Raw genomic sequence first — 23735 nt, 5'->3', positions numbered from 1 at the left:
CTGACGGGGCGTTCGGATGGACCTTAACCCGAGTGTCGCGGGTCACGGGCCTGTTCTGAGCCAACGACCGGGCCTGTTACATTAGGGAAGCCTAGCCAATAATAGGCTGACCTAATTCGACAATTCGGAAGTGCTGCTGATGTCACCTCGCCGACTGCTCGGCCTCGTTCTCGCGACCGCCCTCACCGTCTCGCTGGCGGCCTGTTCTTCCTCCGGCGACGGGGCGGGATCATCGGGTGCCGGGGGCGCAGGATTCCCGGTGACGGTGGAGCACGTGTACGGAACCACGACCATCGAGAGCAAGCCGGAGCGTGTGGCGACCGTCGCGTGGGCCAATCACGAGGTGCCGTTGGCGCTGGGCGTGGTCCCGGTAGGCATGAGCAAGGCGGCGTGGGGCGACGATAACGGCAACGGTGTGCTGCCGTGGGTGGAGGACGAACTCAAGCGACTCGGTGCACCGACGCCGGAATTGTTCGACGAAACCGACGGCATCGACTACGAGGCGGTCGCCGACACGCGGCCCGACGTCATCCTCGCCTCGTACTCGGGGCTCTCGAAGGAGGAGTACGACAAGCTCTCGAAGATCGCACCCGTGGTGGCCTACCCGAAGACCGCGTGGGGCACGTCCTGGCAGGACATGGTCCGCATGAACTCCAAAGCGATCGGGCTCCAAGCAGAGGGGGATCGGTTGATCGAGAAGCTCACCGGTCAGGTGATCGGCTCCCTCGACAAGCATCCCGAGCTCAAGGGGCGCAAGGTGATGTTCGCGTACCTCGACCCGACCGATCTGAGCAAGATCGGCTTCTACACGACGCACGACACTCGGCAGGGCTTCCTCGACAGCGTCGGAATGGCGCCGCCGGCGGAGGTGGCCGCGAAGAGCGCGGGGACCGACGAGTTCTACGTCGAGGAGAGTGCCGAGCAGGCCGAACGGTTCCGTGACGTCGATTTGGTCGTGACTTACGGCGACGACTCCACGGTCGCGCGGCTGAAGGCCGACCCGCTGCTGTCGAAGATCCCCGCGATCGCTGCCGGGCACGTCGCGATCTTGAAGGACGCGACCCCGCTGGCCGCCATGGCGAATCCGTCGCCGCTGTCGATCCCGTGGGGCATCGACGACTACTTCTCCACTCTGGCCGCGGGACTGACCGACAAGTGACCGCGGTCGCGCCCACCCGACGGGACACTGTCCCGGACCGATCGGCGGCTCGCGGCGTCGGGGTGCGAATCGGGAGTCTGATCGCGGGCGCGCTCCTCCTCGTCATCCTGTTCGGTGTCTCGGTGGCCTTCGGTGTACGCGCGGTGAGTCCAGCAGAGATCTGGGGCGCGCTCACCGGCGGATCGGACGGCATCGCCGAAGCCGCGGTGCTCAAACGGATTCCGCGCACCGTATTGGCGATGCTGGTCGGCGCGGCCCTCGCTCTCTCGGGCGCGGGTATGCAGGCCGTGACTCGCAATCCGGTGGCCGATCCCGGCATCCTCGGGATCTCCACGGGCGCCTCGCTCGCCGTCGTCACCGGCATCGTGGCCTTCGGGATGTCCGACCCCTACTGGTACATCGCCGTGGCGATCGCGGGAGCGTTCGCCACCGCGGTCTTCGTCTACGCGGTCGGTTCCATGGGCTTCGGCGGTGCGACGCCGCTGAAGCTCGCCCTCTCCGGCGCGGCCACCGCCGCCGCGCTGACCTGCCTCATCAGCGCAGTCCTGCTCCCTCGCGTCGACGTGATGCAGAAGTTCCAGCACTGGCAGGTCGGCGGCGTCGGAGGCGCGGACTGGCACCGCATCGGTGTGGTCGCGCCCTTCCTCGCGGCGGGGGCGATCGTGATGCTCGGATGCGCTCGCGGGATGAATTCTCTGTCACTCGGCGACGATGTCGCGACAGCGTTGGGGGAGAACGTGTTCCGCACTCGTCTGGTGACCGGGATCGCGGCGGTCGTGCTCGCGGGTGCGGCCACCGCCATCGCCGGTCCGATCGCATTCGTCGGCCTGCTCGTGCCTCACGCATGCCGCGCGTCAATCGGCGCCGACCACCGATGGCTGTTGCCCTTCTCCGCACTCGCCGGCGCCGGGCTGCTGGTGCTGTCGGACGTCGTCGGCCGGCTCGTGGCCCGACCGAGCGAGGTGGACGTCGGCGTGGTGACGGCGCTCATCGGAGCGCCCGTGTTCATCTGGATAGTTCGTCGTCAGCGGGTGCGTGCGCTGTGACCGCCGCGACGGAATCTCCCGCCTTCGACCTCTTCGCCGGCCGTCGTGCACGGGTTCGGCGCGCCCGGCTCGTGACCGGGGTGTTGGCTCTTACTGTGATCGGGCTGTTGTTCGTCAGTCTGATGGTCGGCAAGACCTTCTATCCGCTCGGCGACGTCCTGCGCGTGCTGAGCGGGCAGACGGTTCCGGGCGCCTCGTTCACCGTCGGCGAGCTGCGACTTCCCCGAGCGGCGACGGCGTTGCTCACCGGCGCCGCCTTCGGTCTGGCCGGGGTGACTTTTCAGTCTCTGCTGCGCAATCCGCTCGCCTCGCCCGACATCATCGGGATCTCCTGGGGTGCGTCGGCGTCGGCGGTCGGCGCGATCGTGGTCTTCGGACTCACCGGACCGGCGGTGTCGGTGGCCGCGCTGGTCGGTGCACTGCTCACCGTGGGGGCGGTGTACGGGTTGTCGATCGCCGGAGGGTTCGCCGGAACACGCCTGATCCTCATCGGCATCGGCGTGGCGGCGATGCTCAGCAGCCTCGTCTCGTACGTGCTGGCCAAGGCATCGCAGTGGGATGTGGCGGCCGCGTTGCAGTGGCTCACCGGAAGCCTCGCCGACGCCTCCTGGCCGCAACTGGTGCCGCTGGCCGCCGCGATGGCGGTGCTGCTGCCGGCACTCGTCGTCAACTCGCGGAACCTGGCGGTGCTCACCCTGGGTGACGATTCCGCCGCAGGTCTCGGCACTCGCGTCGATGCCGCGCGTCTGGTCTTCATCCTCGGAGCCGTGCTGCTGTTGGCATTCGCAACCGCGGCGGCCGGTCCGATCTCCTTCGTCGCGTTCATGTCCGGCCCCATCGCGGTCCGGCTCGTCGGCCCCGGTTCCTCACCGCTGATCCCGTCGGCGCTGGTGGGGTCCACCCTGGTACTGGCGGGCGACCTGGTCGGTCAATACGCGCTCGGCCACCGCTATCCGGTCGGTGTCGTGACCGGTGTCCTCGGTGCGCCCTTCCTCATCTACCTGCTCATCCGTGTCAACCGCGCCGGCTCGTCGATGTAGCCGACCGCACCGATTGGAGATCCATGCCTGTCGCCGAGACCACCCCGCTGCCGCCGCTGTGCGTCACGCGTGCCGCCGTCGGCGCCGTGCAGCGGCTGTCGCCGAACTTCGTCCGTATCACGTTCACCGGGGCCGGCCTCACCGGGTTCGGCAATCCCGGCGCCACATTCGACCAGCGGATGAAGTTGATCTTCCCTCCGGCCGCCGGTGAGCTCCCGGAGTTGTCCGACTCCGACACCTGGTATCAGGACTGGCTGGCGATTCCCGAGGACCGGAGGGGAGCGATGCGCACGTACTCGATCCGTGACCTCCGGATCGACGACGGCGGCGCGACGGAGTTCGACGTCGACTTCGTCCTGCACTTGGCGCCCGACAAGACCGGACCGGCCTCGTCGTGGGCGGCAGCGGCGGCGGTGGGAGACGAGTTGCTGATCGTGGGACCGCGCCGCGGGCGACTCGACGGCGGCGGAGTGGAGTACATGCCGGGCGCGGCCGAACGTGTGCTGCTGGCCGGCGACGAGACGGCCGCGCCCGCGATCGCCCGCATTCTTGAGGACGCGCCCGCTGATCTGGCGGGAGCGGCCTACATCGAGATCCCCGAGCCCGACGACGCGCTGCCGATCGATGCGCCCGAGGGCGTCGCGGTGCACTGGCTCCCGCGCGAGGGAGCGGGACAGGGAGTGCGGCTGCATGCGGCTGTCCTGGGTCATCTGGGTGAGTCCGCGGGCGACCTGGACGGTGCCGTCGACGCACCCGACACGGACGCGCTGGTCTGGGAGACGCCGACCTTCTCCGGACTCGGCGAGGAGATCCATGCCGGTTCGGGCCATGACGGGACGGGCCATGACGAGACGGGTCGTGACGGGAGGGCGGCGCAGGCGTACTACTGGATCGCGGGCGAGAGTCGCGTCGTCACCACGCTGCGGCGCAGACTGGTCAAAGACCTGGGGATTCCGCGCGCGCAGGTCGCCTTCATGGGGTACTGGCGCGAGGGAGTGGCGATGAAGGGATGACGGGCGGAACTGCTCGGTCCGCCCGCGGATGGTCGGACAGACGGAACAGGCCAGCGGAACATCGGTCGAGACGGAGAGGTTGAACAGAACATGGCTGAAGACACTGGTGAGTACCGAATCGAACACGACACGATGGGCGAGGTGAAGGTCCCGGCCGATGCGCTGTGGCGTGCGCAGACGCAGCGGGCCGTCGAGAACTTCCCGATCAGCTTCCGTCCGCTGGAACGCACTCAGATCCGTGCGCTCGGACTGTTGAAGGCGGCGACCGCACAGGTCAACCGTGATCTCGGGCTGCTCGACGAGGCCAAGGCCGATGCGATCATCGCAGCGGCGCGGGAGATCGCCGACGGCCTGCACGACGACCAGTTCCCGATCGACGTCTTCCAGACGGGGTCGGGGACGTCGTCGAACATGAACGCCAACGAGGTGATCGCGTCGATCGCGGCGGCCGGCGGCGTGACCGTGCATCCGAACGACGATGTGAACATGTCGCAGAGTTCCAACGACACCTTCCCGACCGCCACGCACGTGGCCGCCACCGAGGCCGTCGTCCGCACCCTCATTCCGGCGCTGGAGCATCTGCGGGGCGCCCTCGCCGAGAAGTCGGACCAGTGGCGGTCGGTGGTCAAGTCGGGCCGCACACACCTGATGGACGCGGTCCCGGTGACGCTCGGCCAGGAGTTCGGCGGATATGCGCGGCAGGTCGAAGCCGGCGTCGAACGCCTCCGATCGACGTTGCCTCGCGTGGGTGAACTCCCGATCGGCGGCACCGCCGTCGGGACCGGGCTCAACGCGCCCGACCGGTTCGGGTCGCTCGTGGTGGCCGAACTCGTCCGACTGACGGGTGTCGAGGATCTGCGCCTCGCGCGCGACAACTTCGAGGCTCAAGCCGCGCGCGACGGGCTGGTGGAACTGTCGGGACAGCTGAAGACGATCGCCGTGTCGTTGACCAAGATCGCCAACGACGTCCGCTGGATGGGGTCGGGGCCGCTCACGGGGCTCGGCGAGATCGCGCTGCCCGACCTCCAGCCGGGGAGTTCGATCATGCCGGGCAAGGTGAACCCGGTGCTTCCCGAAGCCGTCACACAGGTGGCGGCGCAGGTGATCGGCAACGACGCCGCCGTCACCTGGGGCGGCGGCAATGGCGCCTTCGAGTTGAACGTCTACATCCCGATGATGGCGCGCAATGTCCTCGAATCGGTGACTCTGCTCGCCAACGTCTCCCGACTGTTCGCCGACCGGTGCATCAGCGGGCTGGTGGCACATGAGGACCGCCTGCGGACGCTCGCCGAATCGTCACCGTCGATCGTCACCCCGCTCAACTCCGCGATCGGGTACGAGGAGGCCGCCGCCGTCGCCAAGGAGGCGCTACGCGAAGGAAAGACGATCCGGCAGACGGTGATCGATCGCGGGCTCCTCGGCGACCGGCTGTCGGAGGAGGAACTCGATCGGCGGCTCGACGTCCTCAAGATGGCGAACCTGGAGCGGGAACGGTAGACGTTCCCCGCTCCCGGCGTCACCTGGGCGACCTACCGCTCCTTCGAGCGGATGCGCACACCGCTCAGCGGCACGCTGACCGTGCCGCCCGGATCGGTGAAGAAGTCGTTGCCCTTGTCGTCGACGACGATGAAGGCGGGGAAGTTCTCGACCTCGATCTTCCACACGGCTTCCATGCCGAGCTCGGGATACTCGATGACCTCTTGACTCTTGATGCAGTCGAGCGCGAGACGAGCGGCGGGGCCGCCGATCGATCCGAGGTAGAAGCCGCCGTGCGTATCGCACGCGGTGGTGACCTGCTTGGACCGGTTGCCCTTGGCGAGCATCACCATCGACCCGCCGGCGGCCTGGAACTGCTCGACGTAGCTGTCCATCCGGCCGGCCGTGGTGGGACCGAACGATCCCGACGCCATGCCCTCCGGGGTCTTGGCCGGACCGGCGTAGTACACCGGGTGGTTCTTCAGGTACTCGGGCATCGGCTCGCCCGCGTCGAGTCGTTCCTTGATCTTGGCGTGCGCGATGTCGCGGGCCACCACCAGCGGACCGGTCAGCGACAGCCGTGTCTTGACCGGGTGCTTGGTGAGCTCGGCCAGGATCTGGTCCATCGGTTGGTTCAGATCGATCTCGACCACCTCGCCGCCCGCGATGTCCTCGGCGACGCCGGCGTCCGGCATGTACTGCGCGGGATCGGTCTCCAACTGCTCCAGAAAGACGCCGTCGGCGGTGATCTTGCCGAGAGCCTGACGGTCGGCGGAGCACGAGACGGCGATCGCGACGGGCAGCGACGCTCCGTGGCGCGGCAGCCGGATCACCCGGACGTCGTGGCAGAAGTACTTGCCGCCGAACTGCGCGCCGATCCCGAACGACTGGGTCAGCTTGAACACCTCCTCCTCGAGTTCCGGGTCGCGGAAGGCGTGCCCGGAGAGGTCGCCCTCGGTGGGCAGGGTGTCGAGGTAGTGCGCGGAGGCGTACTTCGCGGTCTTCAATGCGAACTCTGCGGAGGTGCCGCCGACGACCACCGCGAGGTGGTACGGCGGGCACGCCGCGGTGCCGAGCGAGCGGATCTTCTCATCGAGGTACTCCAGCAGCCGCTTGGGATTCAGGATCGCCTTGGTCTCCTGGAACAGGAACGACTTATTGGCGCTGCCGCCGCCCTTGGCCATGAAAAGGAACTTGTACTCCGGTCCCTTGGGCCCCTGCTCGGTCGCGTAGATCTCGACCTGAGCCGGGAGGTTGGTGCCGGTGTTGCGCTCCTCGTACATGGTGATCGGAGCGTTCTGCGAGTACCGCAGGTTCAGCTTGGTATACGCGTCGTAGACGCCGCGCGAGATCCACTCGCCGTCGTCGACGCCGGTCAGCACGCCTTCGGACTTCTTGCCCATCACGATGGCGGTGCCGGTGTCCTGGCACATCGGAAGCACGCCGCCGGCCGAGATGTTCACGTTCTTCAGCAGGTCGAGGGCCACGAAGCGATCGTTGCCCGAGGCCTCGGGATCGTCGATGATCTTCCGCAACTGCCGCAGGTGCGCCGGCCGCAGGTAGTGGCTGATGTCGTGCATCGCCTCGGCGGTCAGTCTCTGGAGCGCTTCGGGTGCCACCTTGAGGAAGGTCTGGCCGTCGACCTCGATGGTCGAGACGCCTTCGGTGGTGACGAGACGGTACGGGGTCTCGTCGGCACCGATCGGCAGCAGGTCGGAGTAGAGGAATTCGGGGGCTGAGGCTGATTCACTCACGACTGGCATCGTAGCCCTCGCGATGTGCGCGGCTGACCGCCGCCGGGGGTGAGGGCGCCGCCGGCGGGCCGGGCGACCGGTGTGCAGGCGCGAGGTCCGTTCAGTGCCAATGCATGTCGATGTGGTCCGCGGGAGACGCGCGGCGGCCGCCGTCGACCCGGAGAGCGTCGACGGCCGACTCGTAGCCGCGGACGATCAACTCGTCGCCGCGCGAGAAGTCCATCGGGCCGATGTCGAGTGGGCACGGCGGCGGCAGCACGATCAGCTCCGCGTCGCCGGTGTACTCCCGGATGTCCCGAATCAGCCGCTTGTGGATGAGAAGGGTCATCGTGTGGATCAGCGTTCCCGCCACACCCGTGGGAGGTTCGGTCAACGCGCACGGATACCCGCAGGGAAGGACGTAGACGGTGTCCGCCCGTGCGGAGAGCGCCTGCGAGATCGCGGTGTTGTCGGCGACGCCGCCGTCGATCAGCAGCCGGCCGTTCCACTCGACGGGTGGAAGCAGTCCGGGGATCGCGGTGCTGGCCAGGACTGCCTCGGCCACGGGGCCGTGATCGATGTTCACCTCGTCGCCGGTCAGCAGGTCGGTCGCGACCACTGTCAGCCGAATGGCCGCGTCGTCCATCTGCTCGAAGTCGAGATACCGGTCGGTCAGGTTGCGCAGTCCCTGGTCGCCGAAGAGCGCGGGCTGATGCCCGAGGAGACCGCTGACGATGTGCCGTGGACTGGGCGGGAACAGTTGCCACGTGTGCAAGCCGCGCCAGATGTCGCCGAGTTCGTCGACGACGCGTGGACCGAACCCTCGGCCCGCCACGTACGCCGCGTTCAACGCACCCACCGAGGTACCGACCAGGAAATCGGGCTGCACCTCCCGTTCGGCGAGAGCGCGGAGCATACCGATCTGCATCGCCCCGAGGTTCGCGCCGCCGGACAGTACGAAACCCGTGGTCATCGCCCCACCTCCTCGACTCCACGATAGGTCGGGCGGCACGGGAGTGGGTGCGATCACTCGCGCGCGGGAAGCCCGACGTCGGTGCGGTGGTGTTCGAGTTCGTGCAGGACGTACATCGCGAAGGTCTCCACCGTGAACACGGTGCCGTCTCCGCGCAGTCCCTCGCGCGACCAATCGTCCTCTCGCACGAGCCGGTACATCTCGGCGAAGCCCGCCACCGCCGCGGTGAGTTGGCTGCTCACCGCGTCGGGACTCTGCGACCCGTAGTCGGCTTCCACCGCCGCGGCGTCCTGATCCCAGTCATCGAAGCAGACCGGCTGCGTGCGCAGCATCTCGTCGAGGCGTTCGGTCATCACGCTTCCGACGTCGCGGACGTGACAGGCGTACTCGAGCGCCGACCACGTGTGGTCGTCGGGCCGCACGCGCACGTCGGCACGAGCCAGAACGGTGTTCCATCCGGTGATCGACGCGGCGATCCGGTCGGCGACGTCCTCCCGCCGGACGGTGGCGGGATCGAATCCGCACGCGGGGCATCGCTGCCTCGTCACCCAGGTCCAATCCTTGCCGTCTGGCTCGAAAGTCATGAAATCAGACTAAGTCCACCGAGGCCGGAGAGGCGCGGCCTCCGACCTCCGTCCGCGTGGCGCCCGAGGCCGGCGGTTCGATCCGCGCTCACCGCGTCAGAGACCGTCGAGGATCTTCAGGCGCAGCCGATCGTGTTCCTCGCGCGAGATCCGCCCGCCGTCGAGCAGCCCGGCGAGTTCGTCGAGTCGCTGCGAAGTCGACCGGCCGTCGGCGGTCGCGGGTCGAGACGCCTCGTGCTCGGTGAGAATCGTCTGGATCTCGGAGCGGACCTCGGGATGGCTCCGGATGTCGAGCGTGGGGCCGAGTGCGACGCCGTGTCTGCTGAGCGCGTCGACGATCCGCAGCAGAGGTTCAGCCTGTCCCGTGAGGTCGTGGGTGCGACCGTCGTCCTCCGAGACGAACCGGGCCGGCACCGCACCCGTGTACAGCGCGGTGGCGTGCCAGTCGATCACGACCCGGCCGTCGGCGCCGACAGTCACGCCGACCAGCCCGCGGCCGAGCGAGCCCACCGAAGCGGTCGGTACCACGGTCTTGAGTTCGGTGGTGAACTCGTCGATCCGCGGCCCGCGGATCTCCAGTCGAAGGCCATCACTCGGTGGCCGCCGATCTCGGTGGCGGTGTCGGCGACGTGCGCGATGGTGCCGATGCCGGGGACCCCGGGCTCGTCGAGCTCTTGGACCGGAGGATGCGACCTGTGGAGCTTGAGGGCGATGAAGGTCGCGATGACGACGACGTCGACCAGCCCGATGACGCCGACGATCAGCAGCCACAGCGGCGGGCTCGGGACCACCAGGTAGACGATGATGAAGACAGGGAACACGATGCCGGCGAGGAGGGAGAAGCCGAGAACCCTCGCGAAGGTGCCCAGAAGAGTCGAACCGCGCATGTGCCAACCGTAAACGAGACGAACCGAGTCATCGCAACGGCGTGCTGGTCCGGGAAGCCGGGTTCATGGCCGGGTGTGCACTCGCGACGTAACCTCGTCTGTGTGAGCATTCGCGCAGGAATCGTCGTCACCGGCACCGAAGTCCTCAGCGGCCGAATCACCGACCGGAACGGTCCGTGGGTCTCGCAGCGACTCCTGGAGATCGGAGTCGACGTCGCGCACATCACCGTCTGCGGCGACCGCCCGCGCGATCTCGCCGCGCAACTCCGATTCCTCTCCGATGAGCGCGTCGATCTGATCGTCACCACCGGCGGGCTCGGACCCACCGCCGACGATCTCACCGTGGCCGCGGTCGCGGATTTCACCGGCCGCGACCTCGTCGCCGATCCGGTGATGCGACAGACCATCGAGTCGGTGATCCGCGGCTGGCGCAAGTACGACGACGTGCTCCCCGACGCAGTGGTGGCGGCGATCGACAAGCAGGCGCTGATTCCGGCGGGCGCGGAGGCGATTGCGCCTGTCGGCACCGCGCCGGGTGTGGCGGTGGCCGCCACCGACGACGTTCCGGCGATCCTGGTCCTGCCCGGCCCGCCGCACGAGGTGCACGGGATGTGGCCGGCAGCCCTCGCGACCTCCGCCGTCGAGGACGCGATCGCCGGGCGCGACTCGTACGACCAGCACACGATCCTCGCGTACGGGCTGTCGGAGGCGGACCTGGCGGTGTCGTTGCGACGCGCCGAGGGAGTGGTCGAAGGCTTCGACGAGCTCGAGATCACCACGTGCATGCGAGGCGGCGAACTCGAGATCGTCACCCGCTTCGAATCCAGTGCCGCGCAATCGTATCGGGATCTGGAAGAACTCATCCTGACCAGGCACGGCGACCGCGTGTTCTCGACCGACGGCGAGCCGATCAACGAGGTTCTCGCGCGGCTGCTCGGGTCACGCACCATCGGTACGGCCGAGTCGTGCACCGGCGGAATGGTGGCGGCGGCGCTCACCGACCGTGCGGGATCCTCGGCCTACATGCTCGGCGGCGTGGTCTCGTACGCGAACGACGTGAAGTCGGGCGTGCTCGGCGTCCCCGAAGACCTCATCGCCGATCTCGGGGCGGTGAGCGAACCCGTCGCCGCTGCGATGGCCGAGGGCGCGAGGCGCGTCCTGCGCTCCGACATCGCGGTCTCCACCACCGGAATCGCCGGGCCCGGCGGAGAACGTCCCGGAAAGCCGGTCGGGACGGTGTGCTTCGGCCTGGCGATCGACGGTCGCCCGACCGTCACCGTCACGCGGAAGTTCCCAGGCGACCGCGGTGCGGTGCGGCGGCTCGCCACCTCCGCGGCGCTGCACATGGTGGCCGGCGCACTGCGCGAGTAGCGCCGACGAGAACCGCGGCCGGAACCGGCCCAGTCACGCACCCAACAGGGCGATCGCGACCAGAAGGTAGAACAGCGTGACGGCGACCAGGAAGACCCGCTCGGCCGTGCCGAAGAGTCTGCGACGCAGGGGTGTGATGACCAACGCCGCGATCGCCGCGATCAGGGCGACGAGCGTGACGATGTGAAGGACCTGTCCGGCGACCGCCAGGCTGCCGCCGACCGCGTCGGTCATCCAGCGGGAGAAGTTCCCGGTGAGTGAGTATGCGATGGCGAACCAGGCGATCGCCAGGACGTAGTGGACGATGCCGATACGCGTGATCGTCTGGCCTTCGACGTCGGTCGGGACCAGCGGAAGCACAGTGAAGATCGCCGTGAGAATCAGCAGGAGGAAGACCGTCAGACCGCGGTCGGGCCAGTCGGTCAGGCCCCACCACACCGCGCCTGCGAGAGTGAGCCAGCCCAGGGCGGTGGTCCAGGTCATCGCGGCGGAGAGTCGCTTGGTGGGACCGACGGCGTAATCGCTGACCGCGTGCTCGATCGCGTTGTAGGGGCTCGCAACCATGTGCAGCCCGGCGAACATGCCGAGGCGCGCAAGCCACAGAATCACCGAGATGACGGCCAGTACGGAACTCATCTCTGCATTCTTGCGCGTCGGAGCCTACGCCGCTCGCCGAATCTCAGACGGTCGGTTGCCACGACCGCGCGAGCGCACGGTATCCGCGCTCGGACAACGCGTGTTCCGATGCGCGCAGATCGGCTAGCTGCGGATCGTCGTTGACCGCTCGTTCGACGACGGCGAGCTGCTGAGACAGCTCGTAGTGGAGAGCCACGCGCGCGCGATGGCCGTCGGGCTCGAAGGCCCGGCCGGCACGGTTGACGGCGTCGACGGCGTCGATGGCTCGGGCGGTTCGCCGCGACTGGGTCAGAGCGAGCTTCCTCGGGAACCGGTACGAGGTGAGCCAGGTGACGGCGAGCGCGGCGAGCGCGCCGACGATGGTGTCGAGGAAGCGGTCGGCGGACACGAGTTCGGCTCCGGCACCGGTGACCGACTCGACCATCACCAGTGCCATCGGCGTGATGAAGATGAGGGCGATCGCGTAGTTCAGCGCGAGCAGCGCGTTCATGCCGGTCATGCACGCCAGAACGATCACGATCGACCACCACTCGTTCGGGTGCAGCAGCGAGAGCAGGTACGTCGCACCGACGCCGATCATGGTCCCGACGGTGCGTTGACCGGCTCGCCGGATCGACGTCGCGCGGTGGGACCACTGGTTCAGGATGATGACGCCGGTGAGGATCGCCCAGTACGGGTGTCCGGCGCCGGTGCTGAGCGCTACCAGTCCGCCGAGGGCGGCGACGAAGCCCATTCGCCATGACGTGAACCACTCCACCGAGGTCCAGTGCAACGCGTGGTAGGCGAGGTACGCAGTGGCGGGCCTGCGTTCGACGAGCGCGGCGCGGGGGACGTCGTCGCGCAGCGTCGGGTCCTCCCCGAGACGGGTCAGCATCTGTGAGTACAACGCTGACTGCGCCTCGTACAGTGTGTCCGCGAGTTCGTGGTGCCGTGCGTTGCGGGTCGCCGGCCATGCTGATCGGAGAGTGACGAGGGCGCTGTCGCACGCCGCGAAGGCGGTGTTCCGGATCTGGCGGCGCATCTCGTCCGGGACGTCGTCGGGCAGACCGACGTACGCGGCCACCGCTGCCTTCGCTCGCGCCACCGCACGCTCCTCAGGCCCGTGCGGCTCGAACAGGAGGGGGACGGTGAGCAATGCCGCCGTGATGGTTCCGGCCAGTGCGGTGAGACCGACCAGACTCCAGCCGAGGTGCTGGTCGACACCGAAGAACGCGCCGACGATGCCCGCGTACATCGGCAGCACCGGTGACGGCCCCCGGCCGAGCATGAAGGTGTTGTACAGCATCGAGAAGACCACCACGATGAGTACCGCCGCCGGAACGAAGGCCCAGCGGTGCGGCGCGATCGCCACACCGAAGGACATGGATCCTACGATCAGCGCCGTGACCAGAAGGGTGTTGCGCACCCGGGGCCACAGCGGGCGATCGGTCTCCCAGAACGTGACGAAGGCGCCGAGCATCCCGAAGATGCCGAGTTCAGGGCCGAAGAGCGCACAGCAGATCAGGACTGTCGTCGCGGTGATCGCGGCCTTGACGAGTGCCGGCCGGATGGCGCCCGGGATGTGCTGCACCGCGAAGAGGCCCAGTAACCCGCGGGTCACGCGACGCAGTGCGGGGGAGCGTACGGGACCGTTCTCATTCACACCGTTCGACGTTAGTCGAACGCTCGAGCCGATGACGCGGCGGGATGGCCGATCCGCCCCCGTCGGGCGGCGTCTCCGGGTCGAAGCCGTACAACCTGTACACGCACGGCTTCCTGAGTTCGCCGACCGTGGGCTACCGGGTCACCGACCACGGGCCGGTGCGCAAGATCGGCGGCAACCCCGTCGCGGGAATGGGCTCGTGGCCGAAGACAGCGTCGCCCGACGGCAGGCATCTGCTCGTCGCATCCGGTGTGCCCGCGGTCCTGCGCAACTACGACATCGACAACGTCGGCCGACTGCACCTGCGGCAGGAGACGCCGCTACCGGACATTCCGGTCGGTCTCGAGTTCACTCCGGACAGCAAGAACTTCTATCTCACGATGGGCGTCGCCAACGCCACGATTCAGCCGTACCGCATGACGGACGACGGCTCGGCGCGGCCGTTGGGCCGGCGGGTTCCGGTGGGGCAGCCGCTCGACGGTCTCACGACGGTGATGGTGACGCCGAACACCCGCCATCTCATCGTCGGCAGCTACCTGCGCCACGAGTTGCTCCGCTTCGACATCAAGGCGGACCGCACCCTCACCCCGGTGCGGCAGCGCGTGCCGACGCAGTCGGGCCCGATCTTCCCGGTCATCACGCCCAATGGCCGGCACGTGTACATCATGAACGAGACCGGCAACAGCGTGTCCGGCTACAACATCCTGGGTGACGGGCGACTGGTGCCGACCGGGCAGGCTCCGATGCCGACGGGTCTGTTCCCGCATGTGGCCAGCGTGACTCCCGACGGCCGATTCATGTACGTCCCGAATCTGGCGTCGACGTTCATCAGCGTGTTCGCGATCAATTCGAACGGCACACTCCGCGCGCTGCCGAATGCGCAGACCGGCACCAGCCCGCTCGGGCCGATGCCCGAGTCCTCCACGCTCTCGCCGAGCGGCAAGGTGCTGTGGACACTCGGCCAGGACATGGCGCGCGGCAACGAGTGCATCATGCAGCGGTTCTTCGTGATGCCCAACGGCACGCTGCGCCACGACCGCTCCACCTATGTGCGAACTGGAACGCTGATCTCCGACGGAAAGGTCATCACAATGGCCCCCGGCCGGTAGTCACCCCCGGCCGGTGACCACGGTCGCGGTGGACCGTGGACGCGACGTCGGCGCAGGCGACAGCCTGCGCCGACGTTGTCGTTCGGTCGGCCGGAGGTGTGCGTACTGATCTCCGCCACTGCGGATGTGACCGCGAATATGGGGTGCCCCCACCGGGATTCGAACCCGGACTGAGCGGATTTTAAGTCCTTCCGAGAAGGATTTATAGCATGTAGTGTTCCTGCTGGTCAAGTCAAGGGATGTCACCTGGTCAGCGCATTTCCATGTGGACACCGTGGATCACGATATCTCACGCGAGTACTCCATGTGTCACACGATGTGGCACACGACAAGCACATGTGGCACACGCTATGGTCATCGCATGGCATGGCACAGGAAGCTCCCATCTGGCCGGTTTAACGGCATGTACCGCGATGCGGACGGCAAGCGGAAATCGGCGGGCACGTTCGACACCGAGGATGAGGCGATCACCGCTGCCGAACTCGCGGAGAAGCATGCACGCGGCGGCGGGCAGTCCACCAATCCGACCTGGGCTGAATGGTCGACGGTATGGATGCAGCGCCGCAAGGTGGAAGAGTCGACACGACGACGTGACCAGGGTCGAGTCGATACCCACCTGATCCCGAAGTGGGGCGGCATGCGGCTGTCGGAGATTACTCGTGTCCAGGCGCAGGGCTGGGTTGATGACGACCTGTCTCACCTGTCGCCGTCTACTGTTCGTAAGTGTGTGGCGGCGTTGGGGAGTTCGCTCAAGGCCGCTGCCAACGCGGGCTATCGGTGTGAGGCTGCCGCCCGAGGTTTGGACCTTCCGGCGCTGACGCCATCCCCAGAGCGGTGGCTGTCCGATGATGAGGTTGCTGCTGTACGCGATGTGCTCGATGAACGGTATCGCCTGACGTTCGATCTACTGTTGGGCACCGGCATGCGCTGGGGCGAGGCTGTCGCCCTGCACTGGGATCACGTGGACCTTGACGGCAAGGCCATAACAGTGCGCTGGGGGTGGGACGGCGAGGTGATGAAGTCGCCTAAGTCGAAGCAGAAGCGCCGCATACCGATTGGCGACACGCTCGTGTCCGTACTCCGCAAGCTGCTGGAAGATCGCGGCCTGGGTGAGGCTCCGCGCGTCGAGTACGTCGGCGGAAATCGACCGATGTATGGCCTGATCCTCGCCGGGTCGAAGAAGGGGCGTCCGATCACCTCAACCTCCTTCTCGCATGCGCTCGGAGCGTCGGGCAGGGCCGCGTCGGTGGGCGAGGGCGCAGACAGGCGTCGTGTTGGGCATGTTCGTCCGCACGATCTGCGCCACACGTACGCGTCCAGTCTGTTGCAGAAGGGCGTCCCGCTGGAGACTGTAAGCGCGCTGCTGGGCCATTCGTCAGTCTTAGTCACCCAGCGGTACGCGGACGCGGGCGAATCCCGGTGGGACGATGTGCGCGCCGTGCTCGGCTGAGTCTGGCCGCTTGGGCGACACGCCGACGCGACATGCGGATTCGAACGCATGTTCTTGCGGTCTAAAGAAATCTCAGCCACTGCGCATATAGTAGAAGGCACGAGAAGTCAAGTCTGGACACGCCAGGCTAGGACAACTCGCACCGGGCCAAAGGGGTGCGGTGATTGATCAGCCCGTGCGGGTGAGTTCGGGTGCAGTAGTGAGGGTTCACGTGGAGTGGTTGACGGTGGCCGAGGCGGCAGCGTTCGCGAAGGTGTCGGAGAAGACGATCCGGCGCTGGTACACGTCTGGTCGTCTTGAAGTTGATCGTCTCGGCCCTCGCCTGGTGCGCATCCGGCGTTCGGCACTGCTGGACGTGGCCGCGTGAGCGACGTTGCACTGCTCGAACTGGAAGAGACCATCGACCAAGCCGACGCATCAATCCGCGACTCGTATGTCGTCTCAGTGTTCGCCCGCTGGGAGTGGGGCAAGCACGTGCTTGCCGAACGCGGCGATGCGGGACGCTTGCGGAACGGTCGGATGACTGAGTTGGTCGCGTTGTCTGGTCGTTCGCGGTCGGAGCTTTCGTATCGGATTCAGTTGGCGGAGCGGTATGTGTCGGAGGCGGAACTGTCCACGGTGGTGGATGGTTGCGAGTCGTGGACCCAGGTACGGCGAACGCTGGTCGGCGCGCGGCCTGATGAGGGGGACGAGGAACCGGCGCAGGAACCTTCGCGCCTGCGTCCGGTGTTCCTGGCTGAGACTCGAATCCATGACCTCTTGGCCGGTTTGGCATCGGTCAACGTCCGCGACTTCACGGCGCACGAACTCGACCAGGCAATCGCGTCCATTGACCAAATTATTGACAACGCTCGGGAAGTAAGGGGAATCTACGGCGGGTGAGGTGTCACCCGAGTCGATGCAGTACTCAGAGCGTCGTGAAGGTGCTCCTGGCTACTGGGTGACCAGGACGTGATTCCGTTCGGGCTGTCGCACACTGCTGACGCTGGAATCCGCCCATCTATCGACTTCTCGGCGTGCGTCAGGTCGCGTTCATCGCGAACGACTTCCGTCTACGGTCTGAGGATGCGGGCCGCGCTCGGATTGAGTTCGCTATCGAGTCTGGTAAGGCGTCGCTTGCGGCTAAGGCTTGCGGCTAAGACACGGGCGAGATTCCACACGGCGAGTGGTTGCCGTGGCTGAAACAAAACTTCGACGGCGGTAAAGACACCAGCGCCAGATACATGAAACTGGCTGACCCGGCAAATTTCGCACGCGGGCGAAATTTGCTCGCGGATAACCCCGACCTATCCATCCGGGAAGCCCTCAAGGCCATCAAGCCTGCCAAAGGATGGGCCAGAGCCAGGCGGCGAACCCGCACTGCCTGAACCTAAATCAAGGTTGCTGCGATGCCAGTTTCCAGACGCCGTGAATCTTTCCCGGCCACCAGGTGACCCCGGCGTGATTCTGTCGCGTCTGGTGCTTACCCTGCGGGTGGGAATCGACTGTCACCTCTCAGCGGGCGGCTGTTGCAGTGGAGTACGAGAAGGTGTTCGAGTTGATCCGCAAGCAAGATGACGAGATTGTCGAATCTGGCGCATGGAACACCATCTCGGGCGATGCTGGTGATGTGCTGGATGAGTTGTCCGATTCGGCGTTGTCGATTGCTGGGTATGAGTTGGCGCAGTCTCGGCGGTTGGAGTTGTTTGATCGACTGCGCAAGGCCGGGGCTTCGATCAAGTCTGCGGCAGAACAGACCGGGGTATCAGTCGGCCTTGGGCACAAGCATGAAGTGGAAAATATTCACGGACGAACTTTTACCACTGCCGCGCAGAAGGAATCGAAGGTTCGTGACGCAATCGAGGAATCACCAGATGCGTCGAACCGGGAAATAGCCAAGCGGACAGGTGTGTCTCATCCGACCGTGGCGAGCATCCGTAGGCGCCCTGCACCGAAACCCGATGACGTAGCAAGCGGAGGTGAAATTACCGGTAGCCGAGCATGACGAGAGTTAGGCATCGCGAAGCATCTCGATCAGCCCGCCGTCGATCACTTCAAGGATGCGGGTCAGTTCATCACTGAACGCCTGATCCTCTTCGGTCCATTCTTGGTCCTGCTCACGCATCAGTTGATTCTAGCATTCTCTTGATAGAACGCGTTCCAGTCTGTTGGCGATTTCCCTTGATTTGAACCTTTCGCGCGTACGCGCGCGCGAGGCGACGACTGAACTCGTTCTATTTTTGGGGTCGTCCTGACGGTCGATCCGTGCGTTCGTTGACAACTGAAATTCTAGAAAAGGTCGATGTGCCGCCAAATGGTTTCATTAAGGTGTGTCGACGTTCAAATAGTGTCACGAGGGGGGCTAGAAAATGAACCATGATGATTACGTGACTGTAGGTGAGGCGGTTGACCTGACCGGCTTGAGCTTGTCCACGATCCGGCGTTACGTCCGAAGCGGATTCCTGCCGGTGCGCCGCAAAGGAATGTCCCGAATCCTGATCCGGCGTGCTGATCTTGAGGTTCTGTGCGGTCCACTGCGTGGCTCGAATTAGAGCGATTGAAACCCGTTTCGGGTACTGAGAGACCCAATATCAATTTTCGGCCGATTCACGCCTACTCCTAAGGCGGGAATCGCCCATTGAATAGAGAGGCTTAACCACGATGGCAAACTATGGAACTGGAATCGTGATCGAATGCCCTTGCTGTGGAGCCACAGAGGTTCCGGTCAAGTGGGGCGGCGAACACGGCGAAATGAAGGCACGTGTTCATGCGGCGGGGGTGCGGTTCTCGCAGAACTATTACGGGTTGGGGAAGTGCTACGGCCCGGCGGACGTGTTTCTGCTGATGCTGGCTGAGAGCCGGATGGCGCTCACTGGCCCGAACTCGCGCTATGCGACGTTGGATGAACAGCGGAACGGCATGAAGGTTGGCCCTGCGTGAGTAGTGTCACCGGCCTTGATGGCGTTAAGAATCTCGATGACCTCAAGGCGCTTGATGGTCCCGATTACGGAAGTGCGCCGGGTGATAGTGCTGACGGCAAGACTTACATGCCAGGGGATTGGGTGAAGGCAGGACGAAGCTGGTTTACCAGAATCTCGAAGAGCAAGCGAGTCCCTGACTGGCAGCATATCGCTCTACATGCGTGGGGGAACTCGGGCAAGAATGGGCACTGTCCGCTGGGTGATGGCGAGTTGCAGGAGATTCTTGGCAAGCCGACGATGAAGAATAAGAAGGCACAGGAGCAGATCAAGATTGCCATCGAAGAGGAATGGCTTGGTCATGGTTCGACTGTCCGGTGTCTGATTCTGCCGTTCGACATGGTTTATGGACGTTCTACGTCTACTAAGCGGTGTCCGCTCCACTGATGGTCCCGTTTGATGGGACCGTTGGCCCCGATTAATGGGACCGAATACGTGGTTTGACCTGCGGTTCCGCAAAACACTCTTATGACTCTTATCTAGAACACCAAGTGAGAAGGCGACAAAACCGCGTGTGACCTGCGCATATGTCGCTAATGAGGTACCAGCATGATGTTGAAGAACTGCGCGCCTGGCGCGAAATGGGTCGAGTTCACTATCGACCACGAGACTAAGACAGTTCGATTTAAGCGGCACGGCAACAAGGTCCTGTTGACATTTAATGAGTTCGAGCAGGCCAACGCCCATTACCGAGAGCAATTGACAGCGGACTGATTCTCAAACCGAAGAACCACATCCCCGAGCAAGGTTCTGCGCGTCTTTCCAGCGCAGGTTCTTGGCGAGTGGGGAGCCTCGCGGCGGTGAGCGACTGCCGGGACTCCCGCAAGAAAAGCCGACCGCGCCTGACGGCGCTATCGCCGCTTCGCGGCGATGGAGATGTTCGCTACGCGATTCTAAGCGTCGATTTCTCAAATCCGGTACTCAGTGACCGGACCCTGATTTTATCCCGTCTGTCGCCTACCGCGACGGTGGGAATCGCTATCACAAAGAAGACTTGAAGCATGAATAAACTTGAAAAGCGACTTGCTGCTGCTGAACAACACGAGTTCACGGTTCTCGGGACAAACCAGGTCGATGGACAGATCACCAAACTCCACGTCTCGGTCCACGGCGGAAACGACAATGTTGTTGAAGGCTGGATTTCACACGACGCCTACCTCAAGTGCCGAGCGAAGGCCATCAGGCGCACAAGGAACTCGGCTGAGGCACGAGACTGGCGACGATGAACATGATTGACAATCGCGTCGAATGGGTCGTCCGCAAGGTCACAGACAGAGGTCCGAGCACTGTCGGCGCCCTGCGTCGTATGGCAGCGGCCAAGCATCGTGCGCATATCGTCAGTGCTGTTGATCGTGCCGTTACTGATGGCCGGTTGGTGCGTGATGGTGCTCGGGTCCACATTCCTCATTCCACTGCTCCGCAGATGGAACGCGGGAACGCTGGAACCCTGCGCGGGGCTGTGGGGGAGAGCGATGTGGAACCTTCCCCGAAGAACGTGGAACCCCGGCGTGTGGAATGTGGAACCCGCAAGTCCGTCATGCCGACAGTCTCGGATTATCCGTGTACGTGTGTTGGCGAGAAGTGGATGCCGAACTGCCGTAGCTCAGCGCACGCCCTCACTCCGCGACCGGGCGACTACCTGGGCGGGCCAGTCACCTGGTGATTTGAGACCAGTTCAGTTCACCCCCGGCACTCAAGGACCCGAAGCGGATTCTAGGCCGTCTGTGAACTACAGAGAGGGTGGGAATGGGCATCGTTCCAGTATTCCCGGAAGGCCGAAACCAAATTCGCTGGGTTACGTGCACAATGTGTGGCGCACCACCAGGACAATCCTGCGACACTCGATCCGGTGCAAGCCATCAAAAACGTGTAGAGCGCTGGGCCGCGATGAAACTCCGGCCCAACAGATTCCGCAAACAATAAGGCGGCCAAACACCAAGTTTGGCGAACTCAAAGAAATAACACGAAAGAAGAAGAATGACGACCGAAAACAAGAACGACGACCTTCTCGCAGACCTCAACGTCGGGATGATCATCGACGGAGTTATGCCAGAAGTTAGCGCAGCCGAGCGAATCTCCGCACGCCACAACGACACGCTCGGCTACTACTTCGCGCCCGGCATTGTCATCAAGCGGCCAAACTCCCGGGCACTCCGGACTGTCGCAATAATCATGGATAGCTGGGCAAAGCAAGGCAACGACCCCACAGAAGAGCAGCTTATGGCGTTCTTGAAAGCCTTCCTCGGTGACCAGTTCGATGACGTGATCGAGGTGCTCGACAGCAGTCCCGCCACCGCGTACTTGGAACTCCTGATGGATTTGTTTGAGGGACTGATGCGGCTCATCCCGAACGGCATTGATGAGGAAGCGACGATCCAGCGAACGGAAATGCGCATGCGCGCGATGCGCCCCGACTTGACCGACGAGGAGTGGGAGAACGGCAAGGCTGAGGCGAAGGCTCCTGCTGGTGTGCGAGCAGTCCCCGCGAAGAAGGCACCCGCCAAGAAGGCGACGGCGAAGAAGGCGACGAAATAATGCAGAACCCGAGCATCACAATCATCGGGGAAACCATCGCCCCCATCCACGTTCGCCGTGACCGGAACACAAACCACATCATCATCAAACAATCTGGGATAAGCATCAGGGTTGACGACGAAACGCTCGATGAAATTATTGACGCGGTAGACAACTTAGACGGATTCACGAACAAGGCGGACGCCGAGTGATCTTCCCGCATGAGAACTCGGTAACCATCACGACCAGCGGAGGAACGCGACCATTCCAACGGCTGCTCTCCCGATGCTCGCCAAAGCACTGCACGAGTACACGTCAGGGCAGCGTCCGGAACACGAAAGCGACACCAGTATCCGCGTGAGAAACACAATTGATTCGGTTCTGGTGATCATCCCGCACACTGTTGCGGTAAAGCCGGATGAGATTCAGGAAATCGTGAACGAAATCGCAGACTACGAAAAGCAAGGCAAGTAAATGGCAATCGCATTCAACCCCAGTAGCTACACAATCGGCAAAGTCCGGAAGCTGCTTGACATCTACTCCGAGCACGCGCTGACCGACGCGCAGCGGGCCGAGGTTCGGAACCAACTCGACATCGCCGAAGCCGCGACGACAGCCGCAAACAACCTAGAGCGCACCGTCGTGACCCGCGCCGAGAATTTGGCGACGAAGGCCACGACGGCCGATCCCGCCGCAATCGTGGCACTCGCCGCCGATCTGCCGTCCGCCGACGCGGTAAACGCCGTCGCAGCAGCCGCTTACACAAATGCTGGCGACAACGCCTGGGGCGTTCTGGTCGATGCAACACCGGCGCTGATCGACGCCCTCAACGCGCGGATGAGCGAACTCTGCGACATCGCGATTCCTCTCGGAGAAGCGCTGACCGCTAAGAAGATCAGTTCTGCCGATGAGGCCATCCGCGCAGGCCTAGCCGAAGCCTGGGGAGAGTTCCACGTTGCCGCCGACGAACTCGCCGACCTAATCAGCGTCGTCACCACCATGCGCGACAGCGCCCCTATCGCGAAGCCCCGGGGCAGCAAAGCACAGGGCGATCACTGGCAGCTGCGCCACCCGCTCCCGGATCACTATTTTGACCGGTACACCGGGACCGTCGAGAAGAAGCTGATCGTGTTTAAGTGCGGGCCGTACGTCCCTGCAACAGAAGAAGAGGCCGCAGCCGTGCTCGCGAGCTGGAACGACGCAGAAACACCCGCTGCTGATATTGAGCCCGCGCCCAACGACGCCCGCGCCCAGGCCGAAGAGCGACAAGAAGCGCGAGAGATTCGGGACCGAATGCGCGACCACGTTGACCCCGACCGAATCGACGCCGCCCATTTCGACGCATTCGGAACACAGGCTCCCACGGAGCACATCAACATTTCTCGGCGTTGGGAATCGCCCTCGTTCGGCCAGCGCAACTCGAAGCGGATAACACCACCCGATGCGTGACACTCATGAGCCATACGTGGCTCCGCATGCAAGGGACGACTACCGGGCCGCAAAAATACGCCAGGGCGCCGACGAACAAGAGCACACTGAGAACGATAATCCACGTAGGGTCACGCGACCCTCGGGCTGGTAAAGACCAGACAATGCAGAACGCTCACGCGTAGCACGCGGCAGCGGAAAAGTCAGAGACGAATATGCTTGCCAATTTCGACGCAGCGTGTACACTAGGACCATAAGTTAAAGAAGGCAGCGAAAGCCCCCGGTAAACGGTTTCAGACCAGTTTCTCCGGGGGTTTTCTGCTGTGTGTAAAGCGGGACATGGGTTGGATATAGCCCACCCTGGAAATCAGGGGTCACCCCCCACCCTCGGGGCGGTGAGGTGTGGTCTGATCGGGCGACTCTATTGCCGCCCGCTGTTTAGTGGCAATGATTGCCATTAGTGGTGTAGCTGTTTCTGACTGGCTCTATGAGGCCAGGCGTGACGATCAAGTCGTCTTCCGATCAGCCTGGCATCGACCCTGAGACCTTCCGTAGGCATCTGGTGAATGACTCACTTGAGTCGTGCGTCGAACCGGGGAATAGCCAAACTGTCTGGTGTGTCTTTGCCTGACTTGTCGCGTCGATGCGTAAGCGTTCTGCGTCCGAAACTTGAAGATGTTGCAACCGGTGAAAGGGAGCGAAGATTGAACGATGTAC

26 protein-coding genes are annotated in these 23735 nt (G+C 64.6%); 19 read left to right on the top strand and 7 right to left on the bottom strand.

Annotated features, from left to right (window positions below):
* The first annotated feature begins 139 nt into the window (after nucleotides 1–139).
* The 5 genes from GSI01S_RS15460 (at nucleotide 140) to GSI01S_RS15440 (ending at nucleotide 5755) form a co-directional block, all read left to right on the top strand.
* The gene (locus GSI01S_RS15460) at nucleotides 140–1159 is read left to right on the top strand and encodes an iron-siderophore ABC transporter substrate-binding protein (protein ID WP_039867848.1); all 1020 of its coding nucleotides are present in this window, start codon (nucleotides 140–142) and stop codon (nucleotides 1157–1159) included.
* A 62-nt stretch (nucleotides 1160–1221) separates the two neighbouring features.
* Nucleotides 1222–2205: a FecCD family ABC transporter permease gene (locus GSI01S_RS15455; protein ID WP_231650041.1), complete on the top strand. Its 984-nt coding sequence runs from the start codon at nucleotides 1222–1224 to the stop codon at nucleotides 2203–2205.
* On the top strand, nucleotides 2202–3245 hold the full coding sequence (locus tag GSI01S_RS15450; RefSeq protein WP_006897540.1) for a FecCD family ABC transporter permease: 1044 nt from the start codon (nucleotides 2202–2204) through the stop codon (nucleotides 3243–3245). Before GSI01S_RS15455 ends, GSI01S_RS15450 begins: the two co-directional genes overlap by 4 nt.
* A 23-nt stretch (nucleotides 3246–3268) precedes the next feature.
* The gene (locus GSI01S_RS15445; RefSeq protein ID WP_006897539.1) at nucleotides 3269–4258 is read left to right on the top strand and encodes a siderophore-interacting protein; all 990 of its coding nucleotides are present in this window, start codon (nucleotides 3269–3271) and stop codon (nucleotides 4256–4258) included.
* 90 nt (nucleotides 4259–4348) lie between these two features.
* Nucleotides 4349–5755 carry a class II fumarate hydratase gene (locus GSI01S_RS15440; protein WP_006897538.1) on the top strand — a complete coding sequence of 469 codons (1407 nt, stop codon included), beginning with the start codon at nucleotides 4349–4351 and terminating at the stop codon, nucleotides 5753–5755.
* 32 nt (nucleotides 5756–5787) lie between these two features.
* Here GSI01S_RS15440 and GSI01S_RS15435 read toward each other — a convergent pair whose 3' ends face one another.
* From GSI01S_RS15435 to GSI01S_RS15415, 5 genes are all read right to left on the bottom strand, one after another.
* On the bottom strand, nucleotides 5788–7488 hold the full coding sequence (locus GSI01S_RS15435) for a fumarate hydratase (RefSeq protein ID WP_006897537.1): 1701 nt from the start codon (nucleotides 7486–7488) through the stop codon (nucleotides 5788–5790).
* Nucleotides 7489–7588: 100 nt separating this feature from the next.
* Nucleotides 7589–8440 (bottom strand): patatin-like phospholipase family protein, encoded by an 852-nt coding sequence (locus GSI01S_RS15430; RefSeq protein ID WP_006897536.1) that lies wholly within the window; start codon nucleotides 8438–8440, stop codon nucleotides 7589–7591.
* A gap of 53 nt (nucleotides 8441–8493) precedes the next feature.
* A complete protein-coding gene (locus GSI01S_RS15425) occupies nucleotides 8494–9024 on the bottom strand; it encodes a DinB family protein (RefSeq protein ID WP_006897535.1) in 531 nt (176 codons plus the stop codon).
* Between the two features lie 96 nt (nucleotides 9025–9120).
* Nucleotides 9121–9534, bottom strand: a complete 414-nt coding sequence (locus GSI01S_RS15420) for a hypothetical protein (RefSeq protein ID WP_051999673.1) — start codon at nucleotides 9532–9534, stop codon at nucleotides 9121–9123.
* Nucleotides 9501–9911 carry a hypothetical protein gene (locus GSI01S_RS15415; RefSeq protein ID WP_006897533.1) on the bottom strand — a complete coding sequence of 137 codons (411 nt, stop codon included), beginning with the start codon at nucleotides 9909–9911 and terminating at the stop codon, nucleotides 9501–9503. The genes GSI01S_RS15420 and GSI01S_RS15415 overlap by 34 nt, the downstream gene beginning before the upstream one ends.
* Before the next feature lie 102 nt (nucleotides 9912–10013).
* Between GSI01S_RS15415 and GSI01S_RS15410 the strand changes: the two genes are divergently transcribed.
* Nucleotides 10014–11282: a competence/damage-inducible protein A gene (locus GSI01S_RS15410; protein WP_006897532.1), complete on the top strand. Its 1269-nt coding sequence runs from the start codon at nucleotides 10014–10016 to the stop codon at nucleotides 11280–11282.
* Nucleotides 11283–11315: 33 nt separating this feature from the next.
* Here the strand turns inward: GSI01S_RS15410 and GSI01S_RS15405 are convergent, their stop codons facing one another.
* Together GSI01S_RS15405 and GSI01S_RS15400 are read right to left on the bottom strand one after the other, a co-directional pair.
* A complete protein-coding gene (locus tag GSI01S_RS15405) occupies nucleotides 11316–11918 on the bottom strand; it encodes a DUF998 domain-containing protein (RefSeq protein WP_006897531.1) in 603 nt (200 codons plus the stop codon).
* 43 nt (nucleotides 11919–11961) lie between these two features.
* On the bottom strand, nucleotides 11962–13560 hold the full coding sequence (locus tag GSI01S_RS15400; RefSeq protein WP_006897530.1) for an FUSC family protein: 1599 nt from the start codon (nucleotides 13558–13560) through the stop codon (nucleotides 11962–11964).
* 44 nt (nucleotides 13561–13604) lie between these two features.
* Between GSI01S_RS15400 and GSI01S_RS15395 the strand changes: the two genes are divergently transcribed.
* The 13 genes from GSI01S_RS15395 to GSI01S_RS19565 all read left to right on the top strand — a co-directional run bounded on the left by GSI01S_RS15395 (nucleotide 13605) and on the right by GSI01S_RS19565 (nucleotide 23039).
* Nucleotides 13605–14669, top strand: a complete 1065-nt coding sequence (locus tag GSI01S_RS15395; RefSeq protein WP_006897529.1) for a lactonase family protein — start codon at nucleotides 13605–13607, stop codon at nucleotides 14667–14669.
* Nucleotides 14670–14883: 214 nt separating this feature from the next.
* Nucleotides 14884–16119 carry a tyrosine-type recombinase/integrase gene (locus GSI01S_RS15390; protein WP_233500098.1) on the top strand — a complete coding sequence of 412 codons (1236 nt, stop codon included), beginning with the start codon at nucleotides 14884–14886 and terminating at the stop codon, nucleotides 16117–16119.
* 211 nt (nucleotides 16120–16330) lie between these two features.
* Nucleotides 16331–16486: a helix-turn-helix domain-containing protein gene (locus GSI01S_RS15385; RefSeq protein WP_101841725.1), complete on the top strand. Its 156-nt coding sequence runs from the start codon at nucleotides 16331–16333 to the stop codon at nucleotides 16484–16486.
* Nucleotides 16483–17001, top strand: coding sequence for a hypothetical protein (locus GSI01S_RS15380; protein ID WP_006897526.1), 519 nt, complete (start codon nucleotides 16483–16485; stop codon nucleotides 16999–17001). Before GSI01S_RS15385 ends, GSI01S_RS15380 begins: the two co-directional genes overlap by 4 nt.
* Nucleotides 17002–17632: 631 nt before the next feature.
* A complete protein-coding gene (locus tag GSI01S_RS20190; RefSeq protein WP_006897524.1) occupies nucleotides 17633–18103 on the top strand; it encodes a hypothetical protein in 471 nt (156 codons plus the stop codon).
* A gap of 364 nt (nucleotides 18104–18467) precedes the next feature.
* Complete coding sequence (locus GSI01S_RS20700) at nucleotides 18468–18650, top strand: helix-turn-helix domain-containing protein (protein WP_081598133.1); 183 nt, start codon at nucleotides 18468–18470, stop codon at nucleotides 18648–18650.
* Nucleotides 18651–18759: 109 nt separating this feature from the next.
* Entirely contained in the window at nucleotides 18760–19038 is a 279-nt protein-coding gene (locus GSI01S_RS20185) for a hypothetical protein (RefSeq protein WP_006897523.1), read from the top strand.
* Nucleotides 19035–19463, top strand: coding sequence for a hypothetical protein (locus tag GSI01S_RS20180; RefSeq protein ID WP_006897522.1), 429 nt, complete (start codon nucleotides 19035–19037; stop codon nucleotides 19461–19463). Before GSI01S_RS20185 ends, GSI01S_RS20180 begins: the two co-directional genes overlap by 4 nt.
* Before the next feature lie 1359 nt (nucleotides 19464–20822).
* A complete protein-coding gene (locus GSI01S_RS20790; RefSeq protein WP_439644242.1) occupies nucleotides 20823–20999 on the top strand; it encodes a zinc finger domain-containing protein in 177 nt (58 codons plus the stop codon).
* Between the two features lie 54 nt (nucleotides 21000–21053).
* On the top strand, nucleotides 21054–21611 hold the full coding sequence (locus tag GSI01S_RS15370; protein ID WP_006897518.1) for a hypothetical protein: 558 nt from the start codon (nucleotides 21054–21056) through the stop codon (nucleotides 21609–21611).
* Entirely contained in the window at nucleotides 21611–21802 is a 192-nt protein-coding gene (locus GSI01S_RS15365; protein ID WP_006897517.1) for a hypothetical protein, read from the top strand. Before GSI01S_RS15370 ends, GSI01S_RS15365 begins: the two co-directional genes overlap by 1 nt.
* A 73-nt stretch (nucleotides 21803–21875) precedes the next feature.
* On the top strand, nucleotides 21876–22064 hold the full coding sequence (locus tag GSI01S_RS15360) for a hypothetical protein (RefSeq protein WP_006897516.1): 189 nt from the start codon (nucleotides 21876–21878) through the stop codon (nucleotides 22062–22064).
* Complete coding sequence (locus GSI01S_RS19565; RefSeq protein WP_006897515.1) at nucleotides 22065–23039, top strand: hypothetical protein; 975 nt, start codon at nucleotides 22065–22067, stop codon at nucleotides 23037–23039.
* The last annotated feature ends 696 nt before the right edge of the window (nucleotides 23040–23735 follow it).

Origin of the sequence: Gordonia sihwensis NBRC 108236, assembly GCF_000333035.1 — a bacterium.
Classification (GTDB): Bacteria; Actinomycetota; Actinomycetes; order Mycobacteriales; family Mycobacteriaceae; genus Gordonia; species Gordonia sihwensis.
Note: the sequence above shows the minus strand (reverse complement) of the source record. Positions and strands in the feature narration are given on the sequence as shown.